Annotated in this window: 20 protein-coding genes, 1 other RNA gene and 1 pseudogene; 18 read left to right on the top strand and 4 right to left on the bottom strand. The window is 63.6% G+C overall.

Features of this window, described 5'->3' with window-relative positions:
* Window positions 1–64: 64 nt before the first annotated feature.
* The gene (locus AC097A_RS13840; RefSeq protein ID WP_479621303.1) at window positions 65–1,870 is read right to left on the bottom strand and encodes an NAD(P)/FAD-dependent oxidoreductase; all 1,806 of its coding nucleotides are present in this window, start codon (window positions 1,868–1,870) and stop codon (window positions 65–67) included.
* Window positions 1,871–1,976: 106 nt separating this feature from the next.
* Here AC097A_RS13840 and AC097A_RS13845 point away from each other — a divergent pair, with 106 nt between their 5' ends.
* The gene (locus AC097A_RS13845; RefSeq protein ID WP_479621304.1) at window positions 1,977–3,386 is read left to right on the top strand and encodes an ethanolamine ammonia-lyase subunit EutB; all 1,410 of its coding nucleotides are present in this window, start codon (window positions 1,977–1,979) and stop codon (window positions 3,384–3,386) included.
* Between the two features lie 5 nt (window positions 3,387–3,391).
* Complete coding sequence (gene eutC, locus AC097A_RS13850; protein WP_479621305.1) at window positions 3,392–4,237, top strand: ethanolamine ammonia-lyase subunit EutC; 846 nt, start codon at window positions 3,392–3,394, stop codon at window positions 4,235–4,237.
* Between the two features lie 14 nt (window positions 4,238–4,251).
* On the opposite strand, the gene cysK is transcribed toward eutC, so the two are convergent.
* Window positions 4,252–5,169, bottom strand: a complete 918-nt coding sequence (gene cysK / locus AC097A_RS13855; protein ID WP_315473931.1) for a cysteine synthase A — start codon at window positions 5,167–5,169, stop codon at window positions 4,252–4,254.
* 128 nt (window positions 5,170–5,297) lie between these two features.
* Here cysK and rnpB point away from each other — a divergent pair.
* Together rnpB and AC097A_RS13865 are read left to right on the top strand one after the other, a co-directional pair.
* Window positions 5,298–5,656: RNase P RNA component class A (gene rnpB, locus AC097A_RS13860), an RNA gene on the top strand.
* 48 nt (window positions 5,657–5,704) lie between these two features.
* On the top strand, window positions 5,705–6,133 hold the full coding sequence (locus AC097A_RS13865) for a CBS domain-containing protein (RefSeq protein WP_105262074.1): 429 nt from the start codon (window positions 5,705–5,707) through the stop codon (window positions 6,131–6,133).
* A 19-nt stretch (window positions 6,134–6,152) separates the two neighbouring features.
* On the opposite strand, the gene AC097A_RS13870 is transcribed toward AC097A_RS13865, so the two are convergent.
* Window positions 6,153–7,178 (bottom strand): RNA pseudouridine synthase, encoded by a 1,026-nt coding sequence (locus AC097A_RS13870; RefSeq protein ID WP_479621306.1) that lies wholly within the window; start codon window positions 7,176–7,178, stop codon window positions 6,153–6,155.
* A pseudogene (locus AC097A_RS13875) lies at window positions 7,175–8,074 on the bottom strand (MBL fold metallo-hydrolase); the annotation flags it as partial. The gene AC097A_RS13870 and the pseudogene AC097A_RS13875, both read right to left, overlap by 4 nt.
* A gap of 103 nt (window positions 8,075–8,177) precedes the next feature.
* On the opposite strand from AC097A_RS13875, the gene dapF reads away from it, so the two are divergent.
* From dapF to AC097A_RS13945, 14 genes are all read left to right on the top strand, one after another.
* Complete coding sequence (gene dapF, locus AC097A_RS13880) at window positions 8,178–9,047, top strand: diaminopimelate epimerase (RefSeq protein WP_479621307.1); 870 nt, start codon at window positions 8,178–8,180, stop codon at window positions 9,045–9,047.
* 27 nt (window positions 9,048–9,074) lie between these two features.
* Complete coding sequence (locus tag AC097A_RS13885) at window positions 9,075–9,773, top strand: DUF484 family protein (RefSeq protein ID WP_479621308.1); 699 nt, start codon at window positions 9,075–9,077, stop codon at window positions 9,771–9,773.
* Window positions 9,774–9,785: 12 nt separating this feature from the next.
* On the top strand, window positions 9,786–10,751 hold the full coding sequence (locus AC097A_RS13890; protein WP_479621309.1) for a tyrosine recombinase XerC: 966 nt from the start codon (window positions 9,786–9,788) through the stop codon (window positions 10,749–10,751).
* A gap of 134 nt (window positions 10,752–10,885) precedes the next feature.
* Window positions 10,886–12,067, top strand: a complete 1,182-nt coding sequence (locus tag AC097A_RS13895; RefSeq protein ID WP_479621310.1) for a class I SAM-dependent rRNA methyltransferase — start codon at window positions 10,886–10,888, stop codon at window positions 12,065–12,067.
* A gap of 82 nt (window positions 12,068–12,149) precedes the next feature.
* Window positions 12,150–13,217 carry a GTP-binding protein gene (locus AC097A_RS13900; RefSeq protein ID WP_315494971.1) on the top strand — a complete coding sequence of 356 codons (1,068 nt, stop codon included), beginning with the start codon at window positions 12,150–12,152 and terminating at the stop codon, window positions 13,215–13,217.
* A gap of 495 nt (window positions 13,218–13,712) precedes the next feature.
* Window positions 13,713–14,498, top strand: coding sequence for an RNA polymerase-binding protein DksA (gene dksA / locus AC097A_RS13905; RefSeq protein ID WP_479621597.1), 786 nt, complete (start codon window positions 13,713–13,715; stop codon window positions 14,496–14,498).
* Between the two features lie 38 nt (window positions 14,499–14,536).
* Complete coding sequence (locus AC097A_RS13910; RefSeq protein WP_479621311.1) at window positions 14,537–16,324, top strand: STAS domain-containing protein; 1,788 nt, start codon at window positions 14,537–14,539, stop codon at window positions 16,322–16,324.
* A 63-nt stretch (window positions 16,325–16,387) separates the two neighbouring features.
* Complete coding sequence (hslV, locus tag AC097A_RS13915) at window positions 16,388–16,933, top strand: ATP-dependent protease subunit HslV (protein ID WP_105262083.1); 546 nt, start codon at window positions 16,388–16,390, stop codon at window positions 16,931–16,933.
* A 5-nt stretch (window positions 16,934–16,938) separates the two neighbouring features.
* Window positions 16,939–18,273, top strand: coding sequence for an ATP-dependent protease ATPase subunit HslU (hslU, locus tag AC097A_RS13920; RefSeq protein WP_479621598.1), 1,335 nt, complete (start codon window positions 16,939–16,941; stop codon window positions 18,271–18,273).
* 264 nt (window positions 18,274–18,537) lie between these two features.
* The gene (gene mraZ / locus AC097A_RS13925; RefSeq protein ID WP_094482051.1) at window positions 18,538–18,966 is read left to right on the top strand and encodes a division/cell wall cluster transcriptional repressor MraZ; all 429 of its coding nucleotides are present in this window, start codon (window positions 18,538–18,540) and stop codon (window positions 18,964–18,966) included.
* 9 nt (window positions 18,967–18,975) lie between these two features.
* Window positions 18,976–19,911, top strand: a complete 936-nt coding sequence (gene rsmH / locus AC097A_RS13930; protein ID WP_479621312.1) for a 16S rRNA (cytosine(1402)-N(4))-methyltransferase RsmH — start codon at window positions 18,976–18,978, stop codon at window positions 19,909–19,911.
* Window positions 19,908–20,189 (top strand): cell division protein FtsL, encoded by a 282-nt coding sequence (gene ftsL, locus AC097A_RS13935; RefSeq protein WP_105262085.1) that lies wholly within the window; start codon window positions 19,908–19,910, stop codon window positions 20,187–20,189. The genes rsmH and ftsL overlap by 4 nt, the downstream gene beginning before the upstream one ends.
* Window positions 20,186–21,919 (top strand): peptidoglycan D,D-transpeptidase FtsI family protein, encoded by a 1,734-nt coding sequence (locus tag AC097A_RS13940; RefSeq protein ID WP_479621313.1) that lies wholly within the window; start codon window positions 20,186–20,188, stop codon window positions 21,917–21,919. The genes ftsL and AC097A_RS13940 overlap by 4 nt, the downstream gene beginning before the upstream one ends.
* Entirely contained in the window at window positions 21,919–23,415 is a 1,497-nt protein-coding gene (locus AC097A_RS13945; protein ID WP_479621314.1) for a UDP-N-acetylmuramoyl-L-alanyl-D-glutamate--2,6-diaminopimelate ligase, read from the top strand. The genes AC097A_RS13940 and AC097A_RS13945 overlap by 1 nt, the downstream gene beginning before the upstream one ends.
* Window positions 23,416–23,418 lie beyond the last annotated feature (3 nt).

The following is a 23,418-nucleotide window of genomic DNA, read 5'->3' on the forward strand; positions in this document are numbered from 1 at the left end:
GTGCTGCGCCCACAACCCCTTTGCGCCCCGCGTGCAAAGGGGTTTTGTTTTTGGGGCGGTGTGTTTAGGCGTGCTGGAGCCAGTCCAGCGCCAAGGCTTCCGCCACCTTGATGCCGTCCACCCCGGCGGACAGGATGCCGCCCGCGTAGCTGGCGCCTTCACCGGCCGGGTAGAGGCCGCGCACATTGGTGCTTTGTAGGTCGTCCCCGCGCGGCATCTTGATAGGGCTGGAGGTGCGGGTTTCCACGCCGGTCAGCACCGCGTCGGCCATGTCAAAGCCCTTGATCTTCTTGCCAAAGGCGGGCAGCGCCTCCCGCAGCGCGGCAATCGCGTAGCCAGGCAGGCTGGGCGCCAGGTCGCCCAGCTTCACGCCGGGTTTGTACGACGGCGTCACGCTGCCAAATTCTGTCGACGGTTTGGCCGCAATGAAGTCGCCCACCAACTGGCCCGGTGCTTCGTAGGTGCCACCGCCCAGCGTGTAAGCGCCACTCTCCAGCTGGCGCTGAAACGCAATGCCTGACATGGGGTGTGCGGCCTTGGGGTCCTGGGCCTTCATCGCGGCGGCTTCGGCCGCGTAGCGCTGGCCTTTGTCGTCACCAAAGGCGTGCACAAAAGCGGCCACGTCATCCGGGTAGTCGGGCGGGTCGATGCCCACCACCATGCCGGCATTGGCATTGCGCTCGTTGCGCGAGTACTGGCTCATGCCGTTGGTGACCACACGGCCCGGCTCGCTGGTGGCGGCCACCACGGTGCCACCAGGGCACATGCAGAAGCTGTAGACCGCACGCCCATTGGCCGCGTGGTGCACCAGCTTGTAGTCGGCCGCGCCCAGCAGCGGGTGGCCCGCGTGGCGGCCCCAGCGTGCGCGGTCAATCACGCCCTGCGGGTGCTCGATGCGAAAGCCCACCGAGAAGGGCTTGGCATGCATGGCCACGCCGCGCTCGTAGAGCATGGCAAAGGTGTCGCGCGAACTGTGGCCCAGCGCCATGACCACGTGGCTGGCAGGCAGCTCGTAGCGGCTGCCATTTTGAAGGTTTTCGACCTCTAGCCCCCGTAGAGATTGCGCAGACAGCTCCTGATTTAATAGCACATCGCTCACGCGTTGCTCAAAGCGAATTTCGCCGCCTAGCGCGATGATCTGCTCGCGGATGCCTTCCACCACCTTCACCAGCTTAAAGGTGCCGATGTGGGGGTGCGCTTCGTACAGGATCTCGGCCGGGGCGCCGTGTTGCACAAATTCGTGCATCACCTTGCGGCCCAGAAAGCGCGGATCCTTGATTTGGCTGTAGAGCTTGCCGTCCGAAAACGTGCCGGCCCCGCCCTCACCAAACTGCACGTTGCTCTCGGGGTTCAGCGTCTTCTTGCGCCACAGGCCCCAGGTGTCCTTGGTGCGTTCACGCACCGGCTTGCCGCGCTCCAGCACGATGGGTTTGAACCCCATCTGCGCCAGCACCAGCGCCGCAAACATGCCGCAGGGCCCAAAGCCGACCACCACGGGGCGCTCGGGCAGCTCGGCCGGCGCCTGGGCGACAAAGCGGTACGCCATGTCGGGCGTGGCGCCGATGTGCGGATGGTTGGGGAACTTGGCCAACACCGGGGCCACGAGGGCCGGGTCAACCAGCGTGATGTCCACGATGTAGACCGCCAGCAAATCCGCCTTGCGCGCATCAAAGCTGCGTTTGAAGACGTGCAGGCCGGCGATGGCCGCCACGTCCATGCCCAGCGCTTGGGCGCACAGGCGTTTCAGCGCGTCCATCGGGTGCGCCACGGGCGCGCGGTCGGCCTCGGTCTCGGTGGGGGCGTCGGCGGCGCGGCGCGCCTCCACGGGCAGGGCGGAGAGGGGTAGTTTGAGTTCGGTGAGGCGGATCATGCTGGGGCTCGTGGTTATCAAGCAAGGCCGGGATTTTAAAGGGGAGCGCGCCGCAGTGCGCGCAGGCACGTTGATTGCTTGGTGTGTTGCGCCGCCATCCACCACCATGCCCCACGTGCCCAGCCACCCCTATTCCCACACCCTGGGTTCTCGTACCTACGGGTTTCGCGATCTCAAAGACCTTATGGCCAAGGCCACGCCGCTGCGCTCGGGCGATGTGCTGGCCGGGGTGGCCGCCCACAGCGCCCAGGAGCGGGTGGTGGCGCAAATGGTGCTGGCTGCACTGCCACTGCGCACCTTTTTGAACGAGGCGCTGGTGCCCTACGAGGAGGACGAGATCACCCGCCTCATCCTCGACAGCCACGACGCCGCCGCGTTTGCCCCCATCCGCCATCTGACGGTGGGCGACTTTCGCGACTGGCTGTTGGGGGACGCGGTGGACAGCGTCACGCTGGCCGCCATTGCCCCCGGCATCACGCCGGAAATGGCGGCTGCGGTGAGCAAGATCATGCGCAACCAGGACCTGATCCTGGTGGCCAAGAAGTGCCGCGTAGTCACCGCCTTTCGCAGCACCATCGGCCTGGCAGGCCGCATGGCCACGCGCCTGCAGCCCAACCACCCGACCGACGACACCACGGGCATTGCCGCCAGCCTGCTGGATGGCCTGCTCTACGGCAGCGGCGATGCGGTGATTGGTATCAACCCCGCCACCGACAACGTGGCCCAGGTGGTCAAGCTGGTGCACATGATGGACGACATCATTCGCCACTACGCCATTCCCACCCAGTCCTGCGTGCTCACCCATGTGACCAACTCCCTGCAGGCCATCGAACGTGGCGCGCCGGTGGACCTGGTGTTCCAGTCCATCGGCGGCACCGAGGCTACCAACCGCAGCTTTGGCCTGAACCTGGCGCTCCTGGCCGAGGCGCGCAGTGCCGCCCTGTCCTTGAACCGTGGCACCGTGGGCGACAACGTGATGTATTTCGAAACCGGGCAGGGCAGTGCCTTGTCGGCCAACGCGCACCATGGCATGGACCAGCAGACCTGCGAAGCCCGCGCCTACGCGGTGGCACGCCACTACAAGCCGTTGCTGGTCAACACCGTGGTGGGCTTCATCGGCCCGGAGTACCTGTTTGACGGCAAGCAGATCATCCGCGCCGGGCTGGAAGACCACTTTTGCGCCAAGCTGCTGGGCCTGCCCATGGGCTGCGATGTTTGCTACACCAACCACGCCGAGGCGGATCAGAACGACATGGACGTGTTGCTGACCCTGCTGGGCACGGCAGGCTGCAACTTTGTGATGGGAATTCCGGGTTCGGACGACATCATGCTGAACTACCAGACCACCTCCTTCCACGACGCGCTCTACGTGCGCCGCGTGTTGGGCCTGCGGCCTGCGCCCGAGTTCGAGGCCTGGCTGCAGCGCATGCAAATCTTCAGCGAGGCCGGCGCGGACTTTGCCCTGCACGCGGACGTGCCCCCGGCCTTCCAAAAAGCCCTGCTGCAGCTGGCATGACACCCATGAGCGACCCGCACGCCCCCGTCACCCCCAACCCCTGGGCCAGCCTGCGCCAGTTCACCGATGCGCGGATTGCCTTGGGCCGCTCCGGCGTGAGCCTGCCCACGGCGGCACAGCTGGCCTTCCAACTGGCGCACGCCCAGGCCCGCGATGCCGTGCACATTGCACTGGACGCCCCGGCCCTGGCCGAAGCCCTGCACGCCGCCTGGCCCGAGGCGCCGCCCCCCTGCCTGCTGCTGCACAGTGCGGCGCTGGACCGCAACCACTACCTGCAGCGCCCCGACCTGGGCCGCCGCCTGGATGCGGCCTCGGTGGCCTTGCTGGAGGGGTTGTACCGGCCTGCGGGCAGTTTGGGGGATAGCGCGGGCGAGGCTGAGCGTCCCTACGATCTGGCCTTAGTGGTGGCCGATGGCCTGTCGGCCCTGGCCATTGCACAGAATGCCGTGCCTTTTTTGGCCGCCTTGCACAGCCGCCTGCAGGCGGACGGTTGGCGCGTGGCCCCGTTGTGCATTGCCCAACAAGCGCGTGTCGCCCTAGGCGACGAGGTAGGTGAGCGCCTGGGCGCCAAAGCGGTTGTGGTGTTGATTGGTGAACGCCCCGGTCTGAGCTCGCCCGACAGCATGGGTCTGTACCTGACCTGGATGCCGCGCATGGGCCTGACCGACGCCAGCCGCAACTGCATTTCCAACGTACGCCCAGCGGGGCTGGGCTACGAGGCGGCGGCGTTCAAGTTGCACTACCTGCTGACCCAGGCGCGCCAGCGCCAGCTTTCGGGGGTGGACCTGAAAGACGATACGGGCGAGCAGGCGCTGACGGCTTCAGGCCGGGCCAACTTTCTGCTGGCCTAGCCCGGGTTTTTGCCTCAGGCGGGCAGGTAGCCGTCCACCGACAAATAGCGCTCACCGGTGTCGTAGTTAAAGCCCAGCACGGTGCTGCCTGCGGGAATTTCAGGCAGTTTTTGGGCAATGGCGGCCAGCGTGGCACCGCTGGAAATCCCCACCAGCAGGCCTTCTTCGCGCGCGCTGCGGCGGCCGTATTCGCGGGCCGGCTCGGCATCCACCTGGATCACACCGTCCAGCAGCTCGGTCTTCAGGTTCTTGGGAATGAAACCGGCGCCAATGCCCTGGATGGGGTGGGGCGCAGGGGCGCCGCCGCTGATCACGGGAGAGGCTGTGGGCTCCACGGCATAGACCTTGAGCTGGGGCCATTGGGCCTTGAGTACCTGGGCCACGCCGCTGATGTGGCCACCCGTGCCCACGCCGGTGATGAGCACGTCCACGCCCTTGGGGAAGTCCTTGAGGATCTCTTGCGCGGTGGTGCGTACATGCACGTCGATGTTGGCGGGGTTTTCAAACTGCTGGGGAATCCACGCCCCCGGGGTTTGCTCGGCCAGCTCTTGGGCGCGGGCAATGGCGCCCTTCATGCCTTTTTCGCGTGGGGTCAGGTCAAAGCTGGCGCCATAGGCGAGCATCAGGCGGCGGCGCTCGATCGACATGCTGTCGGGCATGACCAGAATCAGCTTGTAGCCCTTGACCGCGGCCACCAGGGCCAGGCCCACGCCGGTGTTGCCCGAGGTGGGCTCGATGATGGTCGCGCCGGGTTTCAGGGCCCCGCTTTTCTCGGCATCTTCCACCATGGCCAGGGCGATGCGGTCCTTGATGGAGCCACCGGGGTTGCTGCGCTCACTCTTCACGTACACCTGGTGCGTTGTGCCAAACAGTTTGTTGATGCGAATGACCGGCGTGTTGCCAATGGTTTGCAGGACGTTGTCGAATGCCATGAAGTGTCTCCGAGTGGGGGAATCAGGCCGCCATTTTGGACCCAATGTTTGAATTCCTTGCGACACTTTGGGCATATCCATATGCCGCCGCGCGCGGGGCTGGCGGCGAGGCGCGATAATCGAGGGGTGAAGCCCGCCAGACCACCGCTGGTGCAATCTGGGAAACCAGGCACTGGAGGAACGTCCGGACTGCATAGGGCAGCGTAGCAGTTAACGACTGTCCACTGACAAGCTGTGCACGCAAGTGCATGGCCCTAAGGTGAGGATTAGAGCAACAGAGACGAGTCGGTGTGGGCGAAAGCTCCCATCGGGTGAAACGGGCAATCTCTACGCGCAGCAATACCAAGTAGGCCAACGTTGACGGGGCCCCCGGAGTTGGCGGGTAGGTAGCATCGAGCCGTTTGGGTGACCAGCGGCCCAGAGTAATGGTGGTCACGTGGGGGGAAACCCCCATGCACAGAATCCGGCTTATCGGTGGGCTTCACACTTTTTTTGTTGTATGGTTAGGTCTTCACAGTCATTGGGAGATGGAGCCATGCGACCGATTCTTGAACTGTTGGAAAAACAAGGTGGCGCCATCTGGAGCCTGAGCCCCGGGGACAGCGTCTACAACGCACTGGAAATGCTGGCCGACTGCAACGTCGGTGCGCTCATGGTGATGGACGGTGACAAGCTGGTGGGCGTGTTCTCGGAGCGTGACTACACCCGCAAGATCGCGCTGGCGGGGCGCTCCTCCAAAGACACCCAGGTCAAAGACATCATGACCGCCCAGGTGCTCACCGTGACCCCGAAAACCTCTACCGACGATTGCATGGCCCTCATGAGCCAGAACAAGATTCGCCACTTGCCGGTGGTAGACGGCAGCAAGGTGGTGGGCATGGTGTCCATCCGCGACCTGATGGACAACATCATCCAGGACCGCGAACTCACCATCACCCAGCTGCAGAACTACATCGCGTCCTGAGCCGTCAGGCTCAGGCGTTCTAGAACTTCTCGTAGTCCGCCAAAAAGCGCCACTGCCCCACGGGCAGGTCGGCCAGGCTGACCCGACCCAGCCGCACGCGGCGCATGGCCAGGATGTCTAGGTTGGCCAGGCCGCACAGGTAGGCCACCAGTCCGGGGTGGGAGCCCTTGATGGCGAAGCGCAGGCGGCTCATCTCGGGCGTGCTGCTGCTCACGCTCACCTTCACTTGGGGCAGGTCCAGCCGGTCATCTTTGAGCGCGTAGCCAATCGGCTTGAGCGCCTCTGGGGCCACCTCGCCCTTCACCTCGACCAGAAACTCGTGTTCCATGGTGGCCATGTCTTCGGTCAGCTTGCGCGTGGTGCGCCAGTCCTCGGTGAACACCACCAGTCCGCTGGCGCCGGTCTCCAGTTCGATGTCGGCTTCCAGGTTTTTGAAGTGGCGCTTGAGCACCCGGGTCTCACTCGGGTCGTGGGCCCAGTGGGTCTGGGGCGAGAGCAGGCTACGCGCGCTGGGCGGCGGGGCTTTGCGGTTGCCGGCACCCCGTGCGCTGGGGCGCGGTGGCGTGTCGTCATCGTCGTCATCTTCCAGCCCGTCGGTGGTGCCGGGCGGCTTGTTCAGAATGAGCGTGACCGAGGCCATGTCCAGCAGGCTGGCCTGCGGGTCCAGCGCCACAGTCTGCCGGTCTATGCGCAGCGCGGGCTCTTCCGCTACCACGCCGTTCACGGTCACAAAGCCCGCTTCGATGTACTGCTCGGCTTCCTTGCGCGAGCAGCCCTTGAGCTGCATGACGCGCTTGGACAGGCGCTCTCCGGTCTCCTCTTTGGCCGCGGGCTGGAAGGCGGGTGCCTGGTATTCCGGCGCATCTTTGCGCGGTTTGCGCAGGCGGGGTTTCTTGTTGCTGGGCGGCGGGGCTGCCGCAGGCCGACTGGCTGCGGCGGGTGTTGCGGGCGCGGGTGGCCGCGCTACGGGAGCTGGGACGGGGCGCACCGGTTTCTCCGGCTTGCGTAACGTGGGGCGTGGGGGTTTGGAGTCCGAGGTGCTCATGGCTGGCCTTCTTGGTTTTGGGGGTTGCCTGGGTTGTCCAAGGCGTAAATGCGCTCCACGTGTGCCATCAGCGAACGCTTGGCCACGGGCCAGATGCGTGCGTCCACATCGTCGTAGGCCAGGGGTAGCCAGTCGTCCAGGCTGCCATGGGGGTTGGCGCGCATCACGGCGGCAATCTTGGCCTCGCGCGCCAGGCGGTGGGCCTTGAGTTTGGCAATGGCGTCGAGTGCGCCATCGATCACATGGCCGTGGGCCGGCAGGATGTATTGCACACCCAGTTCGGTGCAGGCCGCGGTCAGCGCATCCAGCGACTCCAGGTAGTCGGCCATGTTGCCATCAGGCGGGTCGATCACCGTGGTGCTGCCGTTGAGGATGTGGTCGCCGCTGAACAGCAGGCCGTCTTCCTCCAGCAGCAGGCAGACATGGTTGGCCGCGTGGCCGGGCGTGTAAATCACCTGCAGCGTGTGCACAGGTTTCAAAGCACTTTGCACGTCCAGCCCAGGCAGCATATGCGCGAGTAGCTCCTGATTTAATAGCGGACGATCGGGGGTGAAGTCGCTGGCGGCGCGCGCCGTGGGGGCGGAGGGCAGGCCCAGAATGGGCGGCCCGCCTTGGCACAGCGCCTGCAGGGGCGCGGCGCCCGGCGAATGGTCGGGGTGCGAGTGGGTGCAGACGATGCGCAGGATGTTGCCGCCGCTGCCGTCTTCAAACGCCGCGGCCCGCCACAGGCGTTGCAGGTGGTCGGCGTCGGCCGGGCCGGGGTCGATGACGGTGTAGCCGGTGGCGGGTTCGCCCACCAGGTAGCTGTTGGTGCCGGGGCCGGTCATTACGCCCGGATTGGGGGCGGTCAGGCGCAGCACATTGCGCAGCAGCGGGGTGGGGCGGTCGGTTTGCCAAGCGTCGATCAGCGAGGCGGCTGCGGGTGAAGTATCCGCAGGCAGGATGTGGGTGGGTCTAACCATGCGGGGGATGGTACGGCCAAACGCGGATAATTCGGCCATGCGAATTCCGTTCACCAAAATGCAGGGCGCGGGCAACGACTTTGTCGTGCTCGACGAAACGCGCGGCCGCCTGGGCCTCACCCCTGCGCACTACCGCTTTCTGGGCGACCGCCACTTTGGCGTGGGCGCTGACCAAATCCTCACCGTGCGCCCCTCGCCGGCCGATGGCATCGATTTCGAATACGTGATCCACAACGCCGACGGCAACGAGGTGGAGCAGTGCGGCAACGGCTCGCGCTGTTTTGCCCGCTTTGTGCACGACAAGGGCCTGACCACCAAAGACCGCATCCGCGTGCAGACCATGAAAGGCGTGATCGAGCCGCGCCTGAACGCCGATGGCCGCGTCACCGTGGACATGGGCGCCCCGGTGTTCGCGCCCGCCGACATTCCATTTGACGCCAGTGGGCTCACGCTGCAGCCCATGGGTTCATGGGGAAATTGGCCTCTAGACCTTATGGATACTGCGCAAGCAGCTCCTCTTTTGGTAGCAACCGTGTCCATGGGCAACCCCCACGCGGTGACCCTGGTGGACCACGTGGACACCGCCGCGGTCGCCACGCTGGGCCCGGCCGTGCAGGCCAGCCCGCGTTTTCCGCAGGGCGTGAACGTGGGTTTTCTGCAGGTCGTGGACCGCAGCCATGTGCGTCTGCGTGTGTATGAGCGTGGCGTGGGCGAGACCCTGGCCTGCGGCACCGGCGCCTGCGCGGCCGTGGTTTCCGGCATCCGCCTGGGCCTGCTGGACGCCAGTGTGGCGGTACAGACCCACGGCGGCGTGCTCACCATTGAATGGGCGGGGGGCGACGCCTCGGTGTTCATGACCGGCCCTGCCACCACCGTGTTCCATGGCGAAATTGACCTTCCCGAATAACCCGACCCGACCTGACAAAACCACACCATGACCCACCCCGTGAACCAGGCCCTGGCCAACCCCATCACCGAAGACGACATCGCCAACTACCTGGCCAACACGCCCGACTTCTTCCAGCGCCACGCCGAGCTGCTGGCCACCGTGCAGTTCACCAGCCCGCACAGCCACCGCGCGGTGAGCCTGCAAGAGCGCCAGGCCGAGATGCTGCGCGAGAAGATCAAGCTGCTGGAGCAGCGCATCATGGAGATGATCCGCAACGGCAACGAGAACGTGATGCTGTCCGACAAGATCCTGCGCTGGGCGCGCTCGTTGTTCCTCACCACCAACCTGGCCGACCTGCCCCTGGAAATCGTGCAGGAGATCAAGGACCAGTTCGCCGTGCCGCAGGTGGGGCTGCGCCTGTGGGGCGTGGCTGACGAGTTTGCCGATCTGGGTTTTGTACAAGGTGTGAGCGATGACGCCAAGGTGTTTGCCAGCTCTCTGACCGAACCCTTTTGTGGCCTGAACACCGGCTTTGAGGCCGTGAGCTGGCTGGAAGATGCCCACAACGTGAGCTCGCTGGCCCTGATTCCGCTGCGCAGTGGCGTGGCGGGCAGCAGCGCCCCGGCCTTTGGCATGCTGGTGCTGGCCTCCAGCGACGCGCAGCGCTTCAACAGCGGCATGGGCACCGAGTTTCTGGCGCGCATTGGTGAATTGGCCAGCGCTGCGCTCTCACGCCTGCGTTAACGCCCGATTGCCGTGACTGCGGACGACACCGCCCTGGTTGAAAAATACCTGGAGTACGTCCGCGTCGAAAAACGCCTGGCCACGCGCACGGTCGAGCTGTACGCGCTGGACCTGGGCAAGCTGGCGGCCAACGCCACCCAGGCCCAAGTGGCACTGCGCGAGGTGAAGAACCACCACATCCGCCGCTGGGTGGCGCAGATGCACAGCGGTGGTCGCAGCGGCCGCGGCATTGCACTCATCCTCTCCGGCTGGCGCGGCTTCTACACTTGGCTGGGTCGGCAAGGCCTGGTGGCCAGCAACCCGGTGCAGGACGTGCGTTCCCCCAAAGCCCCCAAGCCCTTGCCCAAGGCCCTGGGTGTGGACGACGCGGTGCAATTTGCCGACTTTGAAAGTGACGACAACGCCTGGCTGGAAGCGCGCGACGCGGCCATGGTGGAGCTGCTGTACGGCAGCGGCCTGCGCGTGGGCGAGCTTGTGGGGCTGGACGTGGTGGCTGGTAAAGACGCGAAAGGCTGGGTGGACCTGCAGGCCGCCGAGGCCCATGTGCTGGGCAAGGGCAGCAAGCGCCGCACCGTGCCGGTCGGCGCCTCGGCACTAGCCGCGCTGCAACGCTGGCTGGACCTGCGCGGCCCCAGTGGCACGGCCAGCGCCGCGCCGGTGCCTGCCATGCTGGCCAATGCCAGCGCGGCCCTGTTCACCGGGCGTAATGGCACGCGCCTGACGGCGCAAAGCATTTGGCAGCGCCTCAAGCGCCGCAGCCAGCTGGCCGGCCTCAACACCCCGGTGCACCCGCACATGCTGCGCCACTCGTTTGCCAGCCATGTGCTGCAAAGCAGTGGCGACCTGCGCGCCGTGCAGGAGCTGCTGGGCCACGCCAACATCACGACCACGCAGGTCTACACGCGGCTGGACTTTCAGCACCTGGCCAAGGCCTATGACGCGGCGCACCCGCGGGCGAAGTTGAAAAAAGGGTCCTAACTCCCCTACGCCTGCCGAGGCTCCGAGCCTGTGGAGTGGGCCTGCGGGCGGCCGATTTCTGTGCGTTTGGCAGTATGAGGCCGCCCGCAGGCCCATTCCACAGGCGGCGCGCTCGCAAGCGACAATACTGGCCTATGAAAACCATTCGTCTGCGCGCCGGAAAAGAGCGCTCCCTGTTGCGCCGCCACCCCTGGATTTTTGAGTCCGCCATCGCCAAGGGCGGGGGCGACAGCGGCGAGACCGTGCGGGTGGAGTCGGCCGAGGGGCAGTTTCTGGGCTGGGCGGCCTTCAGTCCACAATCCAAAATCCGCGCCCGGGTCTGGAGTTTTGACGAAACGCAGCGCATCGACGCTAGCTTTTTTATAGCGGCTTGCGCAGTATCCATAAAGGCTAGAGGCCGATTTGATATAAAAAGTGACGGTGTGCGCCTGGTCCATGGCGAATCCGATGGCCTACCCGGCCTGATCGTGGACCGCTATGGCGACACCCTGGTGGCGCAGTTCACCTCGGCCGGCGTAGATAAGTGGAAAGACGTGATTGCCGATGCGCTGTTGGCGGCCACCGGCCTCACCAAGCTGTATGAGCGCTCGGACGCCAGCAGCCGTGCCCTGGAGGGCCTGCCCGAAGTGACGGGATGGCTGCGTGGCGGCGGCCCTACCGACCTGGTGCTGCAAGAGCACGAGTGGAAGCTGGCCCTGTCCATCGCCGAAGGCCACAAGACCGGCTTTTACCTGGACCAACGCGACAGCCGCAAACGTTTTGCCGAGGCCACGCGTCGCCTGGGCTTCCAGCGCGTGCTCAACTGTTATTGCTATACCGGTGGTTTCTCCGTGGCAGCCCTGTCGGGCGGTGCAGGTCATGTCACCTCCATCGACTCCAGCGGCCCGGCGATTGAAAAAGCCGCAGCGAATGTGGCGCTGAACGGCTTTGACGCCAGCCGCGCCACCTTCATGGACGCCGATGTGAACGCCAGCCTGCGCGCCTTTGGCGCCGAGGGCCGCACCTTTGACGCCATCATCCTGGACCCGCCCAAGTTCGCGCCGACGGTGGCCCATGCCGAACGCGCAGCGCGGGCTTACAAGGACATCAACCGCCTGGCCTTCAAGCTGCTGGAGCCCGGCGGCGTGTTGTTCACCTACAGCTGTTCGGGCGGCATCAGTGCCGACCTGTTCCACAAAATCATTGCTGGCGCCGGTTCGGATGCCGGTGTGGACGGCTATATCACCGAGCGCATGGGCGGCGCGCCCGACCATCCCATGACGATTGCCTTCCCCGAGGGCGAGTACCTCAAGGGCTTGGTGGTGATGCGGCGTTAAGGCCACTTCAGCAAAACCTTGAATTGCTGACTACACTTCGCAGTTGTCCTCTTTTTGCAGTGCACCATTTTTGGATACCACGATGAGCTTGATTCCCGCCACCATCCTGACCGGCTTTCTGGGTTCCGGCAAAACCACGCTGTTGAAGCGCGTGTTGGCCGAGGCCCATGGCCAGAAGATCGCCGTTATTGAGAACGAGTTCGGTGAGGAAAACATCGACAGCGACATTCTGGTGAGCGACACCAATGAACAAATCATCCAGATGAGCAACGGCTGCGTCTGCTGCACCATCCGTGAAGACTTGCGCACCACCTTGAAAGACCTGGCCGAGAAGAAACGCAAGGGTGAACTGGACTTTGAGCGCGTGGTGATTGAGACCACCGGCGTGGCCGACCCCGGCCCCGTGGCGCAGACCTTCTTCATGGACGACGAGATCGCCGAGACCTACCTGCTGGACTCCATCCTGACGCTGGTGGATGCCAAACACGCCGAGCAACAGCTCAATGACCGCCAGGAAGCGCGCCGCCAGATCGGGTTTGCCGACCAGATCTTCATCAGCAAGTCGGATCTGGTGTCCAAGGACGAACTGGATGCGCTGACGCACCGCATCAAACACATGAACCCGCGCGCGCCGCAAAAGGCGGTGCATTTTGGCGACGTGTCGCTGAAAGAGGTGTTTGACCTGCGCGGCTTCAACCTGAATGCCAAGCTGGACATCGACCCCGACTTCCTCAAGGAAGACGACCACCACGATCACGACCATGCCCACGGTGAACATTGCGACCACCCCTCGCACCAGCACGACCACGCGCATGGCGACCACGGCGGCCATGGCCACCATCACCGTCACGATGACGATGTGAAAAGTTTTGTGTTCAAGTCCGACCGCGCCTTTGATCCGGCCAAGCTGGAAGACTTTCTGGGCGCCATCGTCAACATCTACGGCCCGCGCATGCTGCGTTACAAGGGTGTTCTTTATATGCAGGGCACCGAGCGCAAGGTCATCTTCCAGGGCGTGCACCAGCTCATGGGCAGTGATCTGGGGCCAGCCTGGGCCGAAGGTGAGCAGAAGTGCAGCAAAATGGTCTTTATCGGCATTGATTTGCCCAAGGACATCTTCCTGCAGGGCATGGAGCAGTCTCTGGTCTAAGACGCCCGCACAAGACCACACCAAATACCGGCTGGGAGCCAAATGATTGTCTCGCTTTTGCAACTGATGGGTTTCCCGATGGGGAAACCTGTACACTCGCGCGCCGAAGAAACCCCCGTTTCACCGCCCTCCAAGGCGGCTAAAACGGAAGCAGCCACCAGGGACCGTGCGCAGGCGAGTACTGCCAGGAGACAAGAAGTGAAAGCGACATCCGGGAAAGACACCAAAGCCAAAGACGTGAAATCCAAAGACGTCAAGGCCAAACCTGCAGCCAAAGCGGCTGCCAAACCGGTAGTGAAGGTGCAAGCCCCAACTGCCGCCAAAAAGGCGGCGCCCAAAACTGTGGGCAAACCCGTGGTCAAAGCGGCGGCCCCCAAGGCCAAAGTGAGTGCCAAACCGGCGGCCAAGGCGCCTACCAAGCCCGCTGCGAAAGCGGCCCCCAAGGTGATCGCCAAGGCGGCGGTGAAACCCGTGGTCAAAGCGGCAGCCAAGCCGGTGGCCAAAGTAGCCGCCAAGGCGCCTGCAGTTAAAATCAAACCCGCTGCCGCGAAACCGGCGGCCAAACCCACTGCCAAAGTGTCAACCCCTGCCAAAACCACATCCGCCAAAGCGGCCGTGGCTGCTGTGGTGGCCAAAGCTCCCGCAGTGGCTCCTGTACCCGCTCCTGCGGCTGCGGTGCCTGCCAAGTCAGGACGCCCATCCTCCCGGTTGGCCCAACTTACCGTGCCTTCCATGGCGCAATCTGTGGCCTCCACAGCCGCCAAAGCCAGCTATACCCTTACCATGACTTCCCCCGTGATTGCCCCCGTGATTCCCGCCGCCGTCAAAAAAGACGCCAAGCTTGTCAACAACTGGAAGTCCAAACCGGTGGCCGAGTTGACCGATGCCGAGTTGCTGGCCATGCCCGACTCCGAGTACATGAACGATGTGCAGCTGGCGGCCTTCCGCCTCAAGCTCTCCATCCTCAAGCGCGACATCCTCAACAGTGCGGGTGAAACGACCGAGCACCTGCGGGAAGACACCTCGGTGGTGCCGGACCCGGCAGACCGCGCCACGATTGAAGAAGAACACGCGCTGGAACTGCGCACCCGGGACCGCGAACGCAAGCTGCTCAAGAAAATTGAGCAGTCGATCTCCCGCATCGACGCAGGTGACTATGGCTACTGCGATGAAACCGGCGAGCCTATCGGCGTCGGGCGTCTGCTGGCCCGTCCTACGGCCACCTTGTCGCTCGAAGCGCAGCAGCGCCGCGAGCTCAAGCAGAAGATGTTTGGCGATTAATCGCCAGTCCTGAGCCTACGGAGCAAGCCCCCTGATTTATGGCGACCAAAGACGATCGACCCGGTTTATTGTCCAAGGTGGCGATGTTTGTGCGCAACCCGACCAAGGATTGGTCGGAGTTGGACCGCGCAGAGCCCGAACAGGACAGCGGGTATGACAAACAGGCTCTGAAGGCCATGATTGAGCGCAAGCGGCAAAACGATTTTGTCCGCAAGCGTGAATTTGACCAGTTGCGCAAGCTGCGCAACCGCGACCCCTCCGCCACCGCAGCGTTGGCCCGCCCTTCGTTTTTTCAGACCAGTATTCCCACGGACCCCGATGGCCGTGCGGTGACGCTGAAGAAAATCGACGAAATCGAAGCGCAGATGTCCAAGCAGTGGTGGAAAGGCAAGCAGGATGCCGCCGCGGCCCAGGGTGGTTTCCCGGTGGCAGGTAATGCTGCGGCCCCCGCCGAGCCCGTGTCCATCCATGCTTCGGCGCCCACGGTAGCAGCCACCTTGTCATCGCGGTTTGAGGCGACGGAGTCGTCTGAGCTGCACTCCAGTGTGTCGGGTGCTGTGCCAGCCCCTTCTGAATACGCCCCCACGCAGATGGGTATGGGCATGCCTCCGCCCATGTCCAGCCATGTGCCCTTGCCCGGACGTGCCGCGCCAAGCGCATCGACCCGCGGTGGGGATGGTGGTGCTGACCTGACTTTTTCGACCTCCAAGTTGTTTGCCATGGAGGTGGACGATATGGCCACCGACCCCGAGTTGGAGGAGGCCGCCATCCGTTTTGCCAATGGAGACGATGCCGGGGCTGAAACGGGGTTGCTGAACGCCTTGCAAAGCATCACGGCCACCCCGGAGGCTTCCACCTCCTGGGCTGCGGCGCTGATGGACTTGTACCGCGCCACCAACAACCGTGCGCGCTTTGATTGGGCGGTGGTGGAGCTGGCCCATGTGTGGGGCCATGCTGTGCCCGTCTGGGCCACCCTCGCCGAGCCATCGCAAGGCATGGACACCACCGCGGCAGCCCCTTTTTCTGCCTCGGGTTCAGGTCGCAGCGTGCTCGGGGTTACCCACGCGATCTGGCACTGCCCGCCCCGGCTGACCGCACTGGCAATGGAAGATTTACGCGAAGCCATGTCCACCCAGCCCATGCCCTGGGTGATCGACTGGTCGGCTGTGGCGGCTCTGGATGCGGAGGCCATGCCTTTGCTGGGTGGCCTGTTCAGTAGTCTGTGTGACGAGGCCGTGGCCTTGCAGTTTGGTGGTGCCGATAGCTTGGTGCTGGCCTTGCGTGCCACAACGCCCTCCGGCGATCGTGCGGTGGATCCGGCCTGGTGGGCGGTGCGCCTGAATGCGCTGCGCACCATGCAGATGTTGGACGAGTTTGAGTTGGCCGCGCTGGACTATTGCGTGACCTACGAGGTCTCGCCCCCGGCGTGGGAGTCTGCCCGTTGCCATTACGAGCCGGCAGAAATTGCCACACCAGGCGCCGGCATGTCGCCATCCAGTTTTGAGTCCGCGGCCACCGTGCCCATGGGGCTGATGGACAGCGTGTCAGTTTCTGGCCTGGAGCTGCGTGGTGATGTTCTGGGTGATGCCACGCAGGCCTTGGCTGGGCTGGATGCCGCGCGCGACGAAGGCGGGCGCATTGTGGTGTCCTGTCGCAGTCTGATTCGAGTGGATTTTTCCGCCGCGGGCAGCATCCTCAACTGGGTGGCCCTGCGCCAATCCGAGGGGAGCTTGGTGCAGTTCCAGGACGTTCACCGCTTGGTGGCTGCATTTTTCAACGTTATTGGCATCAATGAGCATGCCAGGGTCGTCCCCCGCGCCATGTGATTGATTGTGCGCACCTTGTGCGCATGGGCTTGATTTTGGTGCGACCCACCACACCTTCACACCATGGAACAATTTCACGGCACCACCATCATCAGTGTCCGGCGCAAGACGCCGCAGGGCGACCAGGTCGCCATCGGCGGCGATGGCCAGGTCACTTTGGGCAACATCGTGGTCAAGGGCTCGGCCCGCAAGGTGCGCAAGCTGCACCACGGCAAGGTGCTGGCGGGTTTTGCCGGTGCCACGGCCGACGCCTTCACCCTGTTTGAGCGCTTCGAGGCCAAACTCGACAAACACCAGGGGCATCTGGTGCGTGCCGCCATCGAACTGACGAAAGACTGGCGCACTGATCGCGTGTTGCGCCGGCTGGAAGCCATGCTGGCGGTGGCCGACAAAGACGCCTCCCTCATCATCACGGGCAACGGGGATGTGCTGGAGCCGGAAAACGGCATCGTGACCATTGGTTCTGGCGGTGCCTACGCACAGGCGGCGGCCGTAGCGCTGCTCAACCACACCGAACTGCCCGCGGCAGACATCGTGAAACGTTCGCTGGAGATTGCGGGCGAACTGTGCATCTACACCAATATGCACCACACCATTGAGACCCTGTGACCGATATGCACGCCATGACACCCCAGGACATCGTTGCCGAGCTGGACAAACATATCGTTGGGCAGGCACAGGCCAAGCGCGCCGTGGCCATTGCCCTGCGCAACCGCTGGCGTCGGCAAATGGTGGACGCTGCGCTGCGCAGTGAAATCACGCCCAAAAACATTCTGATGATTGGCCCCACCGGGGTGGGCAAGACGGAGATCGCCCGCCGCCTGGCGCGTCTGGCCGACGCCCCCTTCATCAAGGTCGAGGCCACCAAATTCACCGAGGTTGGTTACGTGGGCAAGGATGTGGATGCCATCATCCGCGACCTGGCCGACATTGCCGTCAAACAAACCCGTGAGGCCGAAAAAACCAAGGTGCGCGCCCGCGCCGAAGATGCGGCGGAAGAGCGGATTCTGGACATTCTGGTGCCACCGCCCCGTAGTGAATTTGGTTTTGCGGCAGCCACGGATACGCCTGAAAACACGGCACGCCAGACCTTCCGCAAAAAACTGCGCGAAGGCCTGTTGGCCGATCGCGAGATAGACATCGACGTGGCAGCGTCCACACCCCAGCTCGAAGTCATGGGGCCTGCCGGCATGGAGGAAATGACCGAGCAGCTGCGTGGCATGTTTGGCCAACTGGGCCAGAACAAACGCCAGACGCGCAAGCTCAAGATCAGCGAAGCCCACAAGCTGCTGGTGGACGAAGAGGCCGCCAAACTCGTCAACGAAGAAGATATCAAAAGCCAGGCCTTGCACCTGCTGGAACAGAACGGCATTGTTTTCATCGATGAAATCGACAAGGTCACGTCGCGCAGTGAGGGCAGCGGGGCCGAGGTGTCGCGCCAAGGTGTGCAGCGAGATTTGTTACCGCTGGTAGAAGGCACCACGGTGTCTACCAAATACGGCATGGTCAAGACCGACCACATTCTGTTTGTGGCGTCCGGCGCTTTCCATCTGAGCAAACCCAGTGACCTGATTCCGGAGCTGCAGGGGCGCTTTCCGATTCGGGTGGAGCTGCAGTCGCTGTCCGTGCAGGACTTTGAAGCCATCCTCACGCAGACCCATGCCTCGTTGGTCAAGCAATACCAGGCGCTGCTGGCCACCGAGCAGGTGACGCTGGCCTTTACCCCCGAGGGCATTACGCGCCTGGCGCAGATTGCTTTTGAGGTGAACGAACGCACGGAGAACATCGGCGCGCGCCGCTTGTCCACCGTCATGGAGCGTCTGCTGGACGAAGTCAGCTTTGGTGCTACGTCTTTGGCCGGGCAAACCGTGTCGATTGATGCGGCGTATGTGGATGCGCGCCTGGGTGAACTCAGCCAGAACGAGGATCTTTCCCGTTACATCCTGTAAGCCGTTCGGACAAACGGTAGGGGAGGTGGGTGTTTCATGCATCACTTTCATAAGGCGCGCTAAGTGCTTAATTTAGAACGATTTTTGCCTGCCGTTCGCCTGCAAAAACGCTTCTAAGTCCTTGATTTCATTGGAAAATTTTCGCGCAAGCCCTCTTGCCAGCGCGGCTTTTGCTGATACAGTGCAAAAAAGTGCAATTTAGTGGTGAAAAGTGCCGCGCAATTGCTATTTCCACGCTGTCGCAACAAAAGTAGGTATTTCACGGTGTTCCAAGGGGCCTCGTCTCTCAGTCTGGATGCAAAGGGTCGGTTATCAGTACCGACCCGGCATCGTGACGTCTTGAGCGCGACAGCGGCTGGCCAACTCACGATCACCAAACACCCCCACGGGTGCCTGATGGTGTTTCCCCGCCCCGAGTGGGAAAAATTCCGCGAACGTATTGCAGCCCTGCCGATGTCGGCCCAGTGGTGGAAGCGCATCTTCTTGGGCAATGCCATGGATGTGGAGATGGATGCCACCGGGCGTGTGCTGGTGTCGCCTGAGCTGCGCGAAGCTGCTGGCATTGCCAAAGACACCATGTTGCTGGGCATGGGCAACCATTTTGAGCTGTGGGACAAGGCCACCTACGACGCCCAAGAGGCCAAGGCCATGCAGGGCGAAATGCCCGATGTCTTCAAAGACTTTTCTTTCTAAGGTGTGACGGTGGAAGCTCCTTGGACCCACACCACCGTCTTGTTGAACGAAGCAGTAGACGCATTGTTCAGCAACGACGGTCAGCCCTACGCGGGTGCTGCTGACGGCACTTATGTGGACGCCACCTTCGGCCGCGGTGGCCATTCGCGCCGCATTCTGGAGCAGCTGAGCCCCGCCGGTCGCCTGGTCGCCTTTGACCGCGACCCTGACGCCGTGGCGCAATCCGCGAGCATCACCGACCCCCGTTTCTCCATCCGCCACGAAGGCTTCTCCCACTTGGGCGAACTGCCTGCGGCCAGTCTGGCTGGCGTGCTGATGGACCTGGGCGTGAGCTCTCCCCAAATTGACAACCCACAGCGGGGCTTCAGCTTTCGCTTTGAAGGTCCTCTGGATATGCGCATGGACACCACGCGCGGTGAGAGTGTGGCCCAGTGGCTGGCAACGGCCGAGATCAATCAAATCGCGGAGGTGATACGTGAATATGGTGAAGAACGGTTTGCTGGGCCAATTGCAAAGGCGATTGCTGCTCGCCGACAGGAACGGGGGCCAATTTCAACCACCTCCGAGTTGGCCCAACTCGTGGCTGACACGGTCAAAACCCGCGAGCAGGGCCAGAACCCTGCAACGCGCACATTTCAGGCTCTTCGGATTTTCATCAACGCCGAGCTTGAGGAGTTGCAACAAGCGCTAGACGCCAGCCTGGATGTGCTTGAAGTGGGTGGACGTCTGGCGGTGATCAGCTTCCATTCGCTGGAAGATCGCATCGTCAAGCAGTTCATTGCCAAACACTCCAAAGACGAGTACGACCGCCGCGCGCCGTTTGCGGCACCGAAGGTCATGAAGCTCAAAGCGTTGGACCGCATCAAGCCCAGTGCTGCTGAAGTGGCGGGCAACCCGCGCTCCCGCAGTGCCATCTTGCGCGTGGCGCAAAGGATGGCGGCGTGATTCGGTTGAATCTCGTGTTGCTCCTTGCTGTGGTGGCCAGCGCCTTGTATTTGGTGGGCATGCAGTACGAATCGCGCCGTGTCTTCGTGGAGCTGGAGCGCGCGCGCGCCGAAGCGCGCCGGCTGGAGACGGAGTTTGAGCGCCTGCAGGTGGAAAAACGCGGCCAGGCAACGCCTGCGCGCGTGGAGCGCCTGGCCAAAGATCAGCTGCAAATGCGCCAGGCCACACCGGGTATCACCACCTACGTGACTTACACCGCGCCAGGGGCCACGCCGTGAGCCGTAGCGTGTTGTACACCTCCAGTCCTCTGCTGGCCAGCCGCACCCCGGTGTGGCGCAGCAAGTTTGTGGTGGGCGTGATTGCGCTGGGCTTTATGGGGCTGGCCGCGCGTGCGGCCTATATCCAGGTGGTGGCGAACGATTTTTTCCAGCGCCAGGGCGAGGTACGGTTTGCGCGCACACTGGATTTGCCGGCCAACCGCGGCCGCATTCTGGACCGCAATGGGCTGATCCTAGCCTCCAGCGTACCCGCGCCCAGCATCTGGGCGATTCCCGAAGACGTGGAAATGGACAAGGCGCAATTGCAGCGTTTGGCCAAGTTGTTGGAGATGCCGGCGGCCGACATTTCGCGCAAGCTGGCGAATGAGGACAAGACCTTTGTCTGGATCAAGCGCCAGGTAGACGCTGCCGTGGCCAAACAAATTGCCGAGCTCAACATCAAGGGCATCTACCAGCGCAAGGAGTACAAGCGCGAGTACCCTGAGGGGGAGTCCGCTGTCCATGTGGTGGGCTTTACCAATGTGGAAGACAAGGGTCAGGAGGGTGTGGAGCTCACCTTCAACAAAGAGCTGGCCGGCCGTAGCGGTTCACGCCGCGTGATCAAGGACCGCTTGGGCCGGGTGGTGGAGGACGTAGGAGACCAGATTCCGCCACTCGAAGGCAAGGACCTGCAACTTAGCATCGACAGCAAAGTGCAGTTTTTTGCCTACCAGAAGCTGCGTGATGCCGTGGTGGAGAACAAGGCCAAGGCGGGCAGCGTGGTGGTACTCGATGTGTTGACAGGGGAAGTACTGGCGCTGGCCAACTACCCCAGCTACTCGCCTGCGAAACGCGCCAACCTGACCGGGGCACAGTTGCGCAACCGGGCGCTCACCGACACCTTTGAGCCCGGCTCCACCATGAAGCCGTTTGTGGTGGCCTTGGCGCTGGAGCAAGGTATGGTTCGGCCCGAGACACCGATCCAGACCGCACCGGGCCGCATCACGATCACGGGTTCCACCATCACCGATTCGCACCCCCACGGCGTGTTGTCTGTGAGTGAGGTGATCCAGAAGTCCAGCAACGTGGGCACCGTCAAGTTGGCCATGCAAATGGAGCCCCACGAGATGTGGGACATGTTCAGCCAGGTTGGGTTGGGGCAAAAGCCCCAGGTGCCTTTCCCTGGTGTGGTGAGTGGTCGTTTGCGTGCCTACAAGACCTGGCGCCCGATTGAGCAGGCCACCATGAGTTATGGCTATGGCCTCTCTGCCAGCCTGTTTCAGCTGGCGCGCGCCTACAGCGTGTTTGCGCGGGATGGCGAGCTGGTGCCCGTGACCCTGCTCAAAACTTCGGAGCAGGTGGCCGGTGTGCGGGTGTTTGAGGCGCGCCATGCCAAGTCCGTGCTCAACATGTTGCACATGGCCGCAGGCCCTGGTGGCACCGCGCCCAAAGCCCAGACCATGGGCTACTCCGTGGGTGGCAAGACCGGCACCGCCCACAAGCAGGAGGGCAAGGGGTATGCGGACAAAAAGTACCGCGGCTTTTTTGTCGGCGTGGCACCTATCGACAACCCGCGCATTGTGGTGGCCGTGATGATTGACGAGCCCAGCAATGGCAAATACTTTGGTGGTGATGTGGCGGCACCCGTGTTCAGCGAAACCGTGCAGCAAACCCTGCGCATGTTGGGCGTGCAGCCCGACATGGCGGTGCGCCCACAGATCGTGACGGACGCGGTGGAGGAGAGTTTCTGATGCGCCACCTCACGTCATCCCAAGAGGCGGTGCAATGGCTGCGCGAGCGCGGGGCGGGTGCTCTGCGCACCGACAGCCGGCAGCTTGTGGCGGGCGATGCTTTTATTGCCTGGCCGGGTGCCGCGGTGGATGGCCGCAGTTTTGTGCCCCAGGCCTTGACGCGTGGCGCGGTGGCCTGCCTAGTGGAGCAAGACGGTGCGTCTGCCTTTACGCTGGATGCCCACCATGTGGCCAGTTACGCCGGCCTCAAGGCCGATGCGGGCCTGATTGCCGCCCAGTTTTATAGCCAGCCCTCGCAGACCCTGCCCGTGGTGGCGGTGACCGGCACCAATGGCAAAACCAGCACCGCTTGGTGGTTGGCCCAGGCACTGGGTGTTTTGCCTGCAGGGCAAGCGCTGCCGTGTGGGGTGATTGGCACGCTGGGCGTAGGGCTGCCGCCCCATGTGGTGTCCACCGGGCTGACCACGCCCGACCCGGTGCGCGTGCAACAGACATTGCGCCAGTTTGTAGACCAGGGCTTACGCGCCTGCGCCATGGAGGCGTCGTCTATCGGGATTGAAGAGCAACGCCTGGCCGGCACACAACTCCGGGTGGCGGTGTTTACCAACTTTACCCAGGACCACCTGGACTACCACGGCAGCATGGAGGCCTACTGGGTCGCCAAGCGCAAGCTGTTTGCCTGGCCGGGCCTGGCCCATGCGGTGGTGAACATCGACGACGGATACGGTGCGGCCCTGGCCGACGAACTGGCGGGCACGCTGGACCTGTGGACGGTATCGAGCCAGCAGCCGGCACGCCTGCGCGCGCAGCAGCTGCGCCACACTGCCAGTGGCATGGCCTTTGAAGTGGTGGAGGGCGATGTGTCCTGCACCCTGCAGTCCCAGGTCATTGGCCACTACAACGTCTCCAACCTGCTGGGGGTGATTGCCGCCATGCGTTGCCTGGGTGTGCCGCTGGCCGCCGCTGTGGCCGCCTGCAGCACCCTGTTGCCCGTACCGGGTCGCATGGAGTGTGTGGGCGGGCAGGGCGAGCCCTTGGTGGCCATTGACTATGCCCACACGCCTGATGCGCTGGCCCAGGCCCTGCAAGCCCTGCGCCCCATGGCGCAAGCGCGTGCCGGCCAGCTCTGGGCCGTGTTTGGCTGTGGCGGTGACCGTGATGCCTCCAAACGCCCGCTGATGGGGGCAATCGCCGCCCAGCATGCCGACCGCGTGGTGGTGACCAGCGACAACCCGCGCAGCGAACGCCCCGAGGCCATCGTGGCGCAAATCCTGTTGGGCTTGGTGGACAACAAAGGGGTGGACGTGGAAGTGGACCGCGCATTGGCCATCCGCAGCACCGTGGGCCAGGCCGAGGAAAACGATGTGATTTTGCTGGCCGGCAAAGGCCATGAAGAAACCCAGGAGCTGGCGGGTGTGAAGCATCCTTTCTCGGACCGTGCGCATGCCCTGGCGGCCTTGCAGGCCCGCCAAACCACACCCGGGGGTGCTGCGTGAGCG

The sequence above is a fragment of the Rhodoferax sp. XS2R6 genome (assembly GCF_056521365.1).